15 protein-coding genes are annotated in these 13,567 nt (G+C 32.6%); 5 read left to right on the forward strand and 10 right to left on the reverse strand.

Annotated elements, in window-relative coordinates; genetic code table 11:
- The first annotated feature begins 17 nt into the window (after positions 1–17).
- The gene (locus C1S72_RS03485) at positions 18–617 is read left to right on the forward strand and encodes a YdeI/OmpD-associated family protein (RefSeq protein ID WP_104734276.1); all 600 of its coding nucleotides are present in this window, start codon (positions 18–20) and stop codon (positions 615–617) included.
- Between the two features lie 90 nt (positions 618–707).
- On the opposite strand, the gene yajC is transcribed toward C1S72_RS03485, so the two are convergent.
- From yajC to C1S72_RS03505, 4 genes are all read right to left on the reverse strand, one after another.
- Positions 708–995 carry a preprotein translocase subunit YajC gene (gene yajC, locus C1S72_RS03490; protein ID WP_104734277.1) on the reverse strand — a complete coding sequence of 96 codons (288 nt, stop codon included), beginning with the start codon at positions 993–995 and terminating at the stop codon, positions 708–710.
- Positions 996–998: 3 nt separating this feature from the next.
- A complete protein-coding gene (locus tag C1S72_RS03495; RefSeq protein ID WP_104734278.1) occupies positions 999–1,490 on the reverse strand; it encodes a DUF1573 domain-containing protein in 492 nt (163 codons plus the stop codon).
- Between the two features lie 46 nt (positions 1,491–1,536).
- Positions 1,537–2,481 carry a transcription antitermination factor NusB gene (gene nusB / locus C1S72_RS03500; RefSeq protein ID WP_230401570.1) on the reverse strand — a complete coding sequence of 315 codons (945 nt, stop codon included), beginning with the start codon at positions 2,479–2,481 and terminating at the stop codon, positions 1,537–1,539.
- A 78-nt stretch (positions 2,482–2,559) separates the two neighbouring features.
- Positions 2,560–3,663: a Glu/Leu/Phe/Val family dehydrogenase gene (locus tag C1S72_RS03505; protein WP_104734279.1), complete on the reverse strand. Its 1,104-nt coding sequence runs from the start codon at positions 3,661–3,663 to the stop codon at positions 2,560–2,562.
- Positions 3,664–3,807: 144 nt separating this feature from the next.
- Here C1S72_RS03505 and C1S72_RS03510 point away from each other — a divergent pair, with 144 nt between their 5' ends.
- Together C1S72_RS03510 and C1S72_RS03515 are read left to right on the forward strand one after the other, a co-directional pair.
- Positions 3,808–5,565 (forward strand): ABC transporter ATP-binding protein, encoded by a 1,758-nt coding sequence (locus C1S72_RS03510; protein WP_104734280.1) that lies wholly within the window; start codon positions 3,808–3,810, stop codon positions 5,563–5,565.
- Between the two features lie 150 nt (positions 5,566–5,715).
- Positions 5,716–6,111: a PUR family DNA/RNA-binding protein gene (locus C1S72_RS03515; RefSeq protein ID WP_104734281.1), complete on the forward strand. Its 396-nt coding sequence runs from the start codon at positions 5,716–5,718 to the stop codon at positions 6,109–6,111.
- Positions 6,112–6,165: 54 nt separating this feature from the next.
- Here the strand turns inward: C1S72_RS03515 and C1S72_RS03520 are convergent, their stop codons facing one another.
- The 3 genes from C1S72_RS03520 to C1S72_RS03530 all read right to left on the reverse strand — a co-directional run bounded on the left by C1S72_RS03520 (position 6,166) and on the right by C1S72_RS03530 (position 8,519).
- A complete protein-coding gene (locus C1S72_RS03520; RefSeq protein ID WP_230401571.1) occupies positions 6,166–7,197 on the reverse strand; it encodes a 1-acyl-sn-glycerol-3-phosphate acyltransferase in 1,032 nt (343 codons plus the stop codon).
- Positions 7,194–8,108, reverse strand: coding sequence for a bile acid:sodium symporter family protein (locus tag C1S72_RS03525; RefSeq protein WP_104734282.1), 915 nt, complete (start codon positions 8,106–8,108; stop codon positions 7,194–7,196). Before C1S72_RS03525 ends, C1S72_RS03520 begins: the two co-directional genes overlap by 4 nt.
- Positions 8,109–8,183: 75 nt before the next feature.
- Positions 8,184–8,519 (reverse strand): tRNA-binding protein, encoded by a 336-nt coding sequence (locus tag C1S72_RS03530; protein ID WP_104734283.1) that lies wholly within the window; start codon positions 8,517–8,519, stop codon positions 8,184–8,186.
- A gap of 46 nt (positions 8,520–8,565) precedes the next feature.
- Between C1S72_RS03530 and C1S72_RS03535 the strand changes: the two genes are divergently transcribed.
- Positions 8,566–9,120: a thioredoxin family protein gene (locus C1S72_RS03535; RefSeq protein WP_104734284.1), complete on the forward strand. Its 555-nt coding sequence runs from the start codon at positions 8,566–8,568 to the stop codon at positions 9,118–9,120.
- A gap of 69 nt (positions 9,121–9,189) precedes the next feature.
- Positions 9,190–9,501: a DUF1801 domain-containing protein gene (locus C1S72_RS03540; protein WP_394338514.1), complete on the forward strand. Its 312-nt coding sequence runs from the start codon at positions 9,190–9,192 to the stop codon at positions 9,499–9,501.
- Position 9,502: 1 nt separating this feature from the next.
- On the opposite strand, the gene C1S72_RS03545 is transcribed toward C1S72_RS03540, so the two are convergent.
- The 3 genes from C1S72_RS03545 to C1S72_RS03555 all read right to left on the reverse strand — a co-directional run bounded on the left by C1S72_RS03545 (position 9,503) and on the right by C1S72_RS03555 (position 13,544).
- Entirely contained in the window at positions 9,503–10,054 is a 552-nt protein-coding gene (locus tag C1S72_RS03545; protein ID WP_104734286.1) for a YfiT family bacillithiol transferase, read from the reverse strand.
- A gap of 147 nt (positions 10,055–10,201) precedes the next feature.
- Positions 10,202–11,122 (reverse strand): Na/Pi cotransporter family protein, encoded by a 921-nt coding sequence (locus C1S72_RS03550; protein WP_104734287.1) that lies wholly within the window; start codon positions 11,120–11,122, stop codon positions 10,202–10,204.
- A 103-nt stretch (positions 11,123–11,225) separates the two neighbouring features.
- The gene (locus tag C1S72_RS03555) at positions 11,226–13,544 is read right to left on the reverse strand and encodes a patatin-like phospholipase family protein (protein ID WP_104734288.1); all 2,319 of its coding nucleotides are present in this window, start codon (positions 13,542–13,544) and stop codon (positions 11,226–11,228) included.
- Between the last annotated feature and the right edge of the window lie 23 nt (positions 13,545–13,567).

Raw genomic sequence — 13,567 nt, forward strand, 5'->3', positions numbered from 1 at the left:
TAACTTTAAAACGAAACATGAAAAAAGTTTATTCAGTAGAAGAGTACATTGAAGTCAATAATCATTTTGCTAATGAGTTGTCCGTTCTACGCGACATTATCATTTCAACTGAATTAGAAGAGACGGTAAAATGGAGTGCGCCTGTTTATGCCTTAAATGGTAAAAATGTGGTGGGTTTAGGAGCTTTTAAAAATCATTTTGGTATTTGGTTTTTTAATGGTGTGTTTCTTAAAGACGAGAAAAACCTATTAGTCAATGCACAAGAAGGCAAAACTAAAGCTCTACGCCAAATGCGTTTTGAAAGCATGAATGATATTGACCAAGCGGCAGTATTAGCTTATGTAAAAGAAGCTATAGAGAATCAAAAATTAGGCAAAGAAGTTAAAGCAGAACGTAAAGGCAAAAGTGTAACAATCCCTAGTGAACTCAAAACACTGTTTAAAAACCAGCCTGATGTTCACGATAGCTTTAAGGCGTTAACGCCAGGCAAACAACGGGAATACTGTGAACATATAGAATCAGCCAAACGAGAGGCCACCAAGCAATCGCGTTTAGAGAAAATTATACCTATGATTCTACAAGGTGTCGGATTGCATGATAAGTATAAAAACTGCTAGTTAGTTGCTAGTGGTTAGTGGTTAGTGGTAAATAAGCATAAAAAAACTCCGAAGTTTCCTTCGGAGTTTTTTATTTATGATTGATTGAAATTATTTAGCTGGTGCATTTAATTTCTTGCTCATTTCCATAGAAATAGCTGATTTATCAAATTTTATTTTTCCAGCTAATGTTTCAATCACACAGCTACCATCTTTATCATTCAGCTCAACAATTTTACCATGCATACCGCTTTTGGTAATTACTTTGTCGCCTTTTTTTAACTCGGCTGCGAATTTTTTTTCTTGTTTTTGACGTTTCATTTGCGGTGCAATCATAAAGAAATACACAACTACAAACATTAAAATAAACGGTAAAAACGTACTTATACCTTCTCCCATAAATTATTTTACTTGCGGTACAGCTGGTTTAGCAGGTTGTACGGCATTAGGATCTGGCTTTACAAAAGCTGTAATTTTTACAGTTTCTTTTCCTGTTTCCGTATTAGCAGTTATAGTTACTGTTTTAGAAACCTTATTCTTACCTGAACCATTAAATTTTACTGTAAACTTATCGCTCTCACCTGGTGCTAAAGGTTCTTTACTCCAATCTTCAGGTACTGTACAACCACAAGAACTCTTGATGTCAGTAATAACTAAAGGAGCATCACCTGTGTTGGTATAATTAAATACAGTCTCTACATTCGTTTTAGCTTCAATTTCACCAAAATCATGCTCCGTTTTATCAAAGCTTATAACAGGGAAATTTGATGCAGCTGCATCTCTTTCAGCAGCTTCTGCTACGTTATTATCATCAATCTTTTTTGTAGCATCCTCTTTACAAGATGTAAATGCAATTAAGCACATGGCACTTAAGCCTAATATCACTTTTTTCATAATAAATTATTTTTGTTCGGGCAGTAAAAGTAATAATATTTTCTTATTACATCAACCCTCTACCCGTTTTATTTAATTTGTCGGCTTCTTCGTACTCCCTAACCAATTTATCTAAAATACCATTTATAAAGATACTACTCTTTGGTGTAGAGTACTCTTTGGCTATTTCCAAATATTCATTAATAGTGACCTTTACAGGAATTGAGGGGAAATTGGTAAGCTCACAAATAGCCATTTGCAACAGTACATTATCAATATCAGCAATACGATCAGCATCCCAGTTTTTTGTTTTTTCAGAAATGGCCTGATTAAGCTTATTTTGATTTAAAATTGTTTTCTTGAATAAATCCAGTGCAAAAGCCCTATCATCGTCATCTTTATAAAGTTCTGGCAAAAGGTGTTTTTCTGGTGAGCTTGGCTTGAGTTTTCTGATAATTTTAAGAATAGCTGTATTAACCACTGGTAAATCATCAGTCCAGGTTAAATTTTGGTCTTGTAAATAATCATAGAGCTTATCATTAGGAGCTATTATTTCCTTAAACACATCTACAATAAAATTTTTATCTTCTTTAAAATCTGAAGTACGTGTTTGCATGTATTCTTTATACAAATCACTTGATAAAAGTGCTTTGAAAATAACATCGACATATTCATTGTCTAGTTCCCAATTAGTTATCTTTTCATCTTGAAGCGTTTCTTGAAGTAACACATTGTTCTTCAACTGTAAAAGCACTTCATTGTTTATAAACTTACTATTAGGGTTTTTATCCTCGGAAGTAGCTAAATGTTTCTTTTGTGTTTTTGCCAGATGATCTGCTGATCGCTTTTGAAGCTCAATAAGTAAGGAGAGTAAAAGCAAATAAAGGTTGAACATATTGTCCAAACTTCTTAATAAAAAGGTTTGTTCTGCTTTAAAATTGTCACCTTCACCACCTTTGAAGGCGTATATGGTTTGCATAACCTTGATACGAATATGTCTTCTATTTAGCATACTTACAAAGAACTTTTAATTTAAAGAGGCGAAAGTTATGCAACTTTCGCCTCGCAAAAATAATACTATTTTAAGAACTTACTTTGAATTCTCTTTTTTTCTTGTTTCAATTCTGTTTTGAGCAATATTCAACGCTGCATGATTGGTTGTTATATTGTGCGTTTGCGCATTGGATAATATCTCTAAGGTCGTGTTGTAGATATTTTCTGTTTTTCTCATTATTTCCTTGCGGTCATAACCCTCCAATTCAGCATATACATTAATAATACCTCCTGCATTTATCAAAAAGTCTGGCGCATACACAATACCTCTTTCCTGAAGAATCTTTCCGTGCTTTTCTTCAACAGCCAATTGATTATTTGCTGCTCCTGCAATAACTGCTGCTTTTAATTTATAAATGGTATCATCATTAATGGTAGCTCCTAATGCACATGGCGCATAAATATCCATAGATTCCGTATAGATATCATTTCCTCCATAAATGGTAACACCATATTTAGTACGTACTTCTTCTAAACGATCTTGACTAATATCTGAAATAGTCACATTGGCACCTTCATCAACCAAATGTTCCACAAGTGCTTCACCTACATTACCTATACCTTGAACAAATACCGACTTACCTTCAAGAACATCGCTTCCAAACTTAAATTTCGCAGCAGCTTTCATTCCCATAAACACACCATAAGCCGTAATTGGCGACGGGTTTCCGGCACCACCAATAGATTCTGAAATTCCAGTTACATAAGGTGTTACCTCACGAACTGTATCCATATCTTCAGTGGTCATACCAACATCTTCTGCTGTGATGTATTTACCATTAAGAGAATGTACAAATTCACCAAACTTTTTCATAAGTTCTGATGTTTTTTGTGTTTTAGCGTCTCCTATAATAACGGCCTTACCACCACCAAGATTTAATCCAGTGATAGCAGACTTAAAAGTCATACCTCGTGATAACCTCAACACATCATTCAACGCTTCCCATTCGTTTTGGTAAGCCCACATTCTGGTACCACCTAAAGCTGGTCCTAAGACTGTGTTATGAATTCCAATAATTGCTTTTAAACCTGTATCTTTGTCGTTGCAAAAAACAACTTGTTCGTGATTATCAAAAGATTGCTGTCCAAAAACAGGATCAACTTTATGTAAATCTTTTGTATTTATGACGTCTGTAACCATTGCGTTATTATTAATTGTTAGGTTCGCTTTTTATATATTTATTAAAAACGACGTGCAAAATTAAGGGAATATTAATGTTTTTACAACATAATTAATCTTAAAATACGAATTTGTTAAAAACTTTATTTTCAACCCAATCTATTAATGAAGGAGCTAAAACATCTAAACAAGTACTTTTTAAAATATAAATACAAGTTGATTGTTGGTGTTATTATCACAATTGTAGCCAGAATATTTCTACTCTTTACACCACGCTATGTAAGAAAGATATTTGATGCTATTGAAAAAGGACTCAATGGCTCTATTACAAAAGAAGCTTTTAAATCGGAACTCACATTAGCGATTCTTTATATAATTGGTGCAGCCATAATTGCTGGGATTTTCACCTTTTTAATGCGACAGACCATAATAAATGTCTCTAGATACATTGAGTTTGATTTAAAAAATGAAATCTATCAACAATACCAACGGTTATCATTAAACTTTTACAAGAAAAATAGAACTGGAGATTTAATGAACCGTATTAGCGAAGATGTTGGACGTGTACGTATGTATGCAGGTCCTGCCATAATGTATAGTATAAATACAGTCACACTTTTTGTTATAGCGCTCATTTTTATGTACAATCAAGCGCCTACACTCACACTTTATACTATTATTCCATTACCTATTTTGTCTGTTGCAATTTATAAATTAAGTCGTGAAATACACAAGCGTAGTACAATCGTACAGGAATACCTATCCAAGCTATCAACATTCACACAAGAATCTTTTAGTGGTATTGCGATAATAAAATCCTATGGAATAGAAACGCAGACTGCGGATAATTTCTATAATTTATCTCATGAGAATAAAGAAAAACAATTAAGCCTTGTAAAGGTTGGTGCTTTATTTTTTCCCATGATGATACTACTTATTGGCGTCAGTAATTTATTGGTTATTTACATTGGTGGATTGCAATATATGAATGGTGAAATTGAAAGTCTTGGTACCATTGCCGAATTTATTATTTATGTAAACATGTTAACTTGGCCAGTAGCTACTGTTGGCTGGGTGACATCAATTGTACAACAGGCTGAAGCATCTCAAAAACGTATTAATGAGTTTTTGAAAATAGAATCTGAAATCAAAAACCCAACCACTGAAAACACAAATATTATAGGCGATATTGTTTTTAAGAATGTTTCTTTCACTTATGATGACACCAATATTCAAGCTTTAAAAGATGTTTCTTTTTCGGTAAAGCATGGTGAAACTTTGGCCATTATTGGACAAACAGGCTCTGGAAAATCCACCATATTAGATTTAATTGGCAGATTATATGATATTGACAGTGGCCATTTGCTTATTGATAACAAACCAATTGATACAATTAACCTAAATGGCTTGAGAGATCATATAGGATATGTGCCACAAGATGCTTTTTTATTTTCAGATTCTATAGAGAATAACATCAAATTTGGTAAAGAAGATGCCACAGACCAAGACGTTATTCAAGCAGCAAAATATGCCCAAGTTCATAAAAATATTATGGGTTTTAAAAATGGTTACAACACGGTTTTGGGCGAAAGAGGCATTACACTTTCTGGTGGGCAAAAACAACGCGTATCTATTGCTAGAGCAATAATAAAGGATCCTAAAGTATTGTTGTTTGATGATTGTCTTTCAGCAGTTGATACTGAAACTGAAGAAAAAATACTAAATAATCTTAAAAAACTGACCTCTGGAAAAACAACCATTATTGTCAGTCACCGTATTTCTGCTGCTAAAAACGCTGATAAAATAATCATTTTAAATGATGGTAAAATTGTTCAATCAGGAAATCATGAAACACTCATTAACACGGAAGGCTATTACAAAGACCTTTATTTAAAACAGTTGAGCGAATCAGCCTCCAACTAATTAACTATCTAAATATAGCTTGCTGTTTAACAGTGAATTAAATCAAAAATAAATACCAAACCAAAAGAAAATTAATTATTTGTTGGTTGGTAAGGGTTTTTTTTAGATTTTTGGTGAAATAACAACATATTTTTTAATTGAATTTTGATTATGAATAATAATGATATGATGGAGAAAGAAGAAATTTTTTCAAAAGTGTTAAGAGCTGGTAGACGAACTTATTTCTTTGATGTACGTTCAACAAAAGCTGGTGATTATTATCTAACCGTTACCGAAAGTAAAAAGTTTACTAATGACGATGGATCCTACCACTACAAAAAGCACAAAATTTATTTGTACAAAGAGGATTTTTCTGAATTCAATAGTATCCTACAAGAAATGACTGATTATATTATTGCTGAAAAAGGCGATGAAGTCATAAGCGAACGTCACCAAAAGGATTTCAAAAAAGAGTATGACAGTGATGGAAGCTCTGAAAACGATTCAACTGAAGACAACAAACAAACTCCAGAAAGTTTTACAGATATTGATTTTGATGATATATAAACCAAACAATTATATACTGAAAAAGCCGCTATTAATTTAGTGGCTTTTTTTATGTTATAATTTTACAGCAAGTAAACTAGTTGCCAGCGTAAATAACACAAAATAAAAGGCAGCGACTCCTCCAAAACAAACACCCAGAATAAGCGCTATTACAAAAATCCACACAGGAACTAAAGTTATAGCAATTGCAAATCTGAAAGTAGAAACAAATTCAATTTCATTAATTCTAGGTTTAACGGCGTATCTCCAAACTAAATAAGGCACAAACAAAGCCAGCAACATCAAAAATTTAAAGATTTGTTTTACTGTTTCTGGTCTTCTATTCACCTTAAATGAGCAATCTTCATAGTTAGAATTTATACATTTATTAACAGCCGTTGGATTTAAAAAATCAACTTTAAGTTGCTGTAATTTTTCCATATGACTAGCATATGCTTCAACAGGTATATGCGTCGTTAATGTTTTTATAGTTTCAGACACTTTTTCTTTCAAATTCAAGATATTCTGATTCCTATTATCGGTTATAAAGGCATTAGCTTGTAATGAATCTCCAATAACCATAGAAACACTATCAGCAAAAGCATCGGCTTCTTCATAATTTAAACCAATAGGAATTATTTTAAGATTGGTATCAGGATAGTTGTCTAAAGTTTCGAAAATAATTCGCGTAAAACCTTTACTTAACGGTCTTACTGTACGTTTTATATTATGATTCCCTTCTGGAAAAAGCGCAACAACTTTTCCTTTATGAAGCAATTCTCTGCAATATTCAAATATGGCATTATTCTCTTGAATACTGGACCATCCATCACGTACGCGGTACACGGGTAACATGTTCAAACTCTTTAAAAAGGTCTTAACTTTTGGATTTTTAAAAACACTGGCACGTGTTAAAAAATATGAAAAACGTCCGGCACTAGTTGCAATCAACAAAGCATCCATCAAGGCATTATTGTGATTGGATAATATAACTAACGGTCCCGTTTTGGGAACTGCTTTTTTGTTTATCACATAAAATCTACGGTAATAAAAAAACAACCCTATTCGTAAATAACCTCTAACCAAATGTAACCAAAGTGATTTCAAACTAAAGCTTGTTGATTTTTTGTTTTAACAGACCAAAAGTAGGCTAGAACTAATCCTGAAATAATATGCCAAATACCCCAAAATGCAGCCATAATAGCCATGCCTCCCAAACCATTAAAGAAAGTAAATATCAGTAACAATCCTAAACCTGAATTCTGGATACCTGTCTCTATAGCAATGGTTTTTTGATTTTTAAATGAAAGCCTAAATAACTTGGCAACCAGTAATCCGAGTAAAATAGCTACTACATTATGGCTTATTCCCAATACCAACACATGATGAATGTAATTATTAAATACATCCAGATTTTTCATAAATGCCATAATTACAATAGCCACAAAAATAAGGATTGAAAAGGGCTTTAATAATTTTGATGTTTTTATAGCAAATTCCGTGAATCGATATCGTACTAGCATACCTATCAACAAAGGAACACCAAGAATTAAAACCACCAGTTTAATTAAGTCTATTGGACTTAAAGAGACAAACTCCAACAATTCTGCTGTTGGCGCATATCTGTTCGCATAAAACTGAAAGTTAAATGGTGTCATGACCACAGCAATAAACGTTGAAAATGCTGTTAGACTAACTGATAGCGCTGTATTACCATTAGCCAAATGCGTCATGAAGTTGGATATATTCCCACCTGGACAAGCTGCAACCATCATCATACCCAATGCTATACTAGCCTGTGGTTTAACAATTATAATAAACAGAAAGGTTACAAGTGGTAATAATATAAATTGTGACAACACACCAACTAATACCAATTTAGGCTGTTTTAATAAACCTTTAAAGTCATCTACAGTAATACCCAGTGCAACACCAAACATAACAACAGCAAGTGCTATGTTCAGTACCCATAAATTATTAGAATCGAAGTTTATTTGAACCTGATCGAGTTCTAGCATATATGATTAGTTAGTAAGCCGTAAGATGGTTGTAAATTTTATAAAAAACAAGTGTGTTTTTAAAAGAAGTCCCAGTTATGATACTACCGAACCGTTTTTTACCTTGTTTTCAGGGTTAAGTAAAACAACATCAGTACCCATAACAGCACCAAGCACAAGACACTCGCTCATAAACTTGGCTATTTGTTTTTTTGGAAAATTTACCACAGCAACTATTTGTTTACTTAATAATTCTTGTTTACTATAAAGCATTGTAATTTGAGCCGACGATTTTTTTATACCCAATGCGCCAAAATCAATAGTTATTTGATAAGCAGGATTTCTAGCTTCAGGAAAATCTTGCACATCTATGATAGTACCTATGCGTAAATCTACTTTTGTAAAATCCTCAAATTTTATTACATTATCCATCGGTTAAAAATACAATTTTTAACGAACTTTGATAAAAATAAAAAATATGTCTTTAACACCATCAAATATGCTTCCGTTGGGAACGCAAGCTCCAAACTTTAATTTACCAGATACCGTATCTGGAGAGAATTATAGTTTAAATGAATTAAAAGGGTTAAATGCTACGGTTATCCTATTTATTTGTAATCATTGTCCGTTTGTAAAGCATGTAAATTCAGAAATAGCCCAATTATCCATGGACTATAAAAGTAAAGGGGTTAATCTGATAGCTATTTCTAGTAATGATGCAGAAAACTACCCTGAAGACGCGCCAGATTTGATGAAGCAAAATGCTATTGAAAATAATTTTAAATTTCCGTATTTATATGACCAAACTCAAGAAGTAGCCAAAGCCTATGATGCGGCTTGTACTCCAGACACTTATGTATTTGATTCTCAACTAAAACTAGTTTACCGTGGACAGCTTGATGATTCGCGTCCAGGAAACAACATACCACTAACAGGTGAAGATGTTAGACACGCTTTGGACTGTGTTCTTGAGCAAAAAGAGAACACAAAGCCACAAAAACCCAGTATTGGTTGTAATATTAAATGGAAATAATTTATTTTTTTTCAATTGAGCCAAAACGAATCCTTTTATTTTAATCAACACGAACCAAACAAAAGTTGTTTGTTGACTCTTCGGGATATTATTAGTAATCAGGATGAGAATATAACTGAAACCAAAAAATATGGGATGCCCTGTTTTTGTTATAAAAACAAGATGTTTGCATACTTATGGGTTGACAAGAAAACTCAAGAACCTTATATACTGTTTGTTGAAGGACAACATTTAGAACATCCTGAATTGGAAACCGGAAATCGGTCACGCATGAAAATTTTCAGAATTAATCCTAAAGCGGATTTACCAATAACCACCATTAAATCTTTACTTCATGATGCATTAGATTTATATAGAAATGGTATAATTAAAATAAAGTAACTTAAATCCAGCCTTCACGTTTCATTAAGTTTTCTATATGCGTATAATGGTGGTCGCAATGCCAAGCATATATACCAATATTCTTTTTTAAAACCACTTCTTCATTATGTTCTGGATGAATAAAACTTTTATTTAAATCGGCTTCTGAAAGTTGCTTTAACAAATACACCAACTTCGCATGAACAGCTTCTAAATGCTTCAATGATAAATCAATTGGCCCATATTTAGAATCATCTAGTTCAGACCATAGCGCTTCATAATAATATTTTATTACTGGTTTATCTTCTGTTAATGCCCATTTAAATCTGATATAACTATGATGATGACTATCGGCAACATGATGTACAACTTGTCGTACAGTCCATCCCTCTGGTCTATAAGCTGTGTCTAATTGCTGGTTAGACAACCCAGATACTAATTGTGTTAATCGTTTTGGAAACATTTCTAAAACCAATATCCAATTTTCAATTTGTGCTTTAGAAATCACATCAGGACATTGAAAATGACCAATAGGATACATTAATCGTTCGAGTTCTCTGCTATTCCATGCCATAGTCCTTATTTAGGTTTAAATTGTCAAATAATCTTTAAAATCATAAAAGTAATCTAACTGAATAAATAGTGCACTTATATAAATTCCTCTTTAATTAAAAGTTTCATAGGAATAGATTTAAAAATTATACCTAATTCACTGTCTTGATTAATTAACTTTCTTTTCAATCAAATTACCAATTGGCTTGGTAAATGGTAAAATTACTATAGTAATAATCAAGTTAAAAATCAAATGGGCATATGCAACTTGAAAAGTAATGCCCACATTAATCATCTGAATTAAACTTACGAACAATTTAGAAAATGGTAAAAATATTAATAGACCAATTCCATTGAAAACTAAATTAGCCAATGCAGTTCGCTTAGCGACTAAAGATAAATTCATGGCAGCAATAAACGCTGTTGATGTAGTTCCAATATTTGACCCAACCATTATAGCTATGGCACTATCTAATTCTAAAAACCCTTGACCACAAAGAATTATGCTTAAACCAATAGTCACTGAACTTGATTGGCATATGGCAGTAATAACAGCTCCTAATAAGACACCAATAATTGGATTTGACGCAAATGACAAATAATGTATCAATTCTTCACTTTCCTTTATTGGCCCTAATTGTTCGCTAATCAACTCTAAGCTAAAGAGAATCAGTCCTAAATAAAAAATAGGTTTACCTATCATTCCCATTTTTCCCTTAAAATACCCTAAAACAAAACCTAATGCCAACAATACAATGCCAATTGTATCAACTTTAAAAGACACGAGCCAAGCTGTTAATGTCGTACCTAAATTTGAGCCCAATAAAACAGGTAATGCATTATGAAATAATATAATCCCAGAATCAACAAATGAAATAACTATAGCCACAACTGCACTACTTGATTGAATTACAGCAGTAGCCGTAAATCCAATAAAAATTGCTCTAATTTTAGAATCAGTAAATCGACCAAGTACATTCTTTATTTTCTCGTTAGCTCGTCCGCGTAAATTTTTAGAAAAACTTTCAAGGCTATGAGTAAATAAACCTATAGCTGCAACTATTGAAATAAGAATTTCCAAGTTATCCATTCTTCATGTGCATTTAATAATTACTTCATTTAAAAAATTGAATTTCAATAATATTATTTTAAGTTTTTGATTATCTCCATTTTAAACGATCCAAATCCGTATTCTATTTCCAAATATTAAATATCAATCCTACACTTAAAAAGAGTTGTAGTTTTTCAACATCATTTACATAAGAGACATCAAAATTTACAGGGCCTAATAGAGAGTCATAAGACAAAGTCATTCCGCTAGAAAGTAAATAACTTGTTTCTTGGGTTTCAGTCCAGTTATTCTGCTGTTTGAAAAAATCGTTAAAATAGTCTGAAGTATTAGTAAATCCAACAGAAGCAAAATTGGTATGTGGTGTTAAATATATACTCCCAAATAAATTTATTTGAACGGCTAAATTGAATTGTGCAAATTGGGTAACTATCAATTCCGAATCACTTAAACCCTTCAATGGTATAGAGTACCTGCGATTTTGATTAAGGTTTCCACCTATAAAGTATTTTGCACCTTGACCATGTTCAATAAATGATAATTGATTTGATTTTTGACTATCTATAAATGTCAATCCAGCACTTGCACCAAGCACAAAAGCATGTTTGTGAATAAATGGAAAACGCTTTTCATATTGAAAATTAACCTTTGTAAAACCGTTTGTCTCACCAGATACGTTAAATTCTGAAAACTCATAATACTCAACATTACCACTATTATACAATGATCGTGATACACGAAAGAGCAATTGCGTACCATCTGTTGGGAAAAACACTTTATTCATGGTGTTCAGATAATAGTAGGCACTAACTTCTAACGTATTGGACGAATAACGCCTTAAGTCATAAATGTTGTTATTGACTGATGGGTTTACTTTGGGTTTTGCTTTAAAATATTCGTAGTTAACATCTAATCCTACATAACTAAATAGCGGGTGAATATTTTTATTCAACTGCAAATTAGCCTTCAAATAACTATTCTTTAGTAATTCGCCTTCATCTCCATAACTATAGTAACTCTGCTTCATTTTTTGTCCAAAAATTTGGGTTCTCCACCACCATGTTTTTAAATCACCAATATTTTGCTGATACTCCACTCGAAATTTAGGCTGTTCGGCTATATCTACTCCTAAAAGTAAACGCGAAGAATGACCAAAAATATTTCTTCCGGTATAATTTGCTATTAAACCAACGCCTTGATTGGTGTCATAATGAATGGACCCTCCTATTTGACTGCTAGCTTTTTCAAAAAATTCGAGTTCTAAAATTGTCTTATCATTAATCTTCACAACATCAAAAGTAATCTGATGAAACAATTCAGTACCCATGGCTCTTTCAATAGCCATTTTAATTTCAGTCGTACTGTAAGGCACTTGCTCTTTTAAATTCATTCTTGCATTAACCAATGATTTGTTCTCATTACTTAATTTTTGATAATCTATTGATGAAAATGTAATTTTGCTCGCAATTTGTGGGAGTTCATGACTTCGCTGTGGAAATTTTTCCAATATTTTTGCCAGTTTAATTAACTCATCAGTTTTTTGGTTCGTTGCAATACTTCCTTGTTTTAGAATCTCTTGGTTTTTTTCAAAATCTTGAGTTGAGTAGGTTAAATTAGCCGTATGATCAATCAGAATATCACATAGTTCACGTTGACTATCATTCCTTAAATTGCTTGTTAGCATAGACGTTTGAAACAATATATTACCAACGTTATTTAATCGTTCTTTTTTTTGTAAACCACCACCTACATCACTTCCAATTATAATATCTGCACCCAATTCTTTTGCAATATTTACTGGAAAATTATTCAATATCCCACCATCAACCAATAGCGTCCCATTATAAGAAACAGGTTCAAAAACCCCCGGAATGGACATACTAGCTCTAATGGCTGCTGTTAACGAGCCTTCAGATATTACAACCTCCTTACCATTTACTAAATCGGTAGTGACTGACCTAAAGGGAATTGCAAACTCATTAAAGTCATTTAAATCATAAACAGGATAAATTAGAGATGCCAGATATTCCCTTAAGTTTTGATCCTCTAGAAACGCAGGCTTTAGTTTCGGTTTTCCCTTTATGACATCTAAATTCAATAAATATCTTTCAAACTCACTTTTTTCTTCAATGCTAACATCACGCATAGAAGTAGTGCCAAGCATTATTTGACTCCAATCCAAGGTTTTAATATGGTACTCAATACTATCTGCAGAATATCCAATACTATAAAGCCCACCAACAACACTGCCCATACTTGTACCTACAACCAAATCAGGTACAATTCCTAAACTGTCCAATTTTTTTAGTACCGTAACATGTGCAATTCCTTTAGCACCACCACCACTTAAAACTAAAGCTATTTTTGGTTTCTTTTCTTGTGAATATGTACCACTGATAAATATCAAGCAGATTATAACAACTAGTGACTTTAGATTCTTCATTGTTCAATTTTACAGTTTGTAAT

The organism is Hanstruepera ponticola (assembly GCF_002940745.1).
Classification (GTDB): Bacteria; Bacteroidota; Bacteroidia; order Flavobacteriales; family Flavobacteriaceae; genus Hanstruepera; species Hanstruepera ponticola.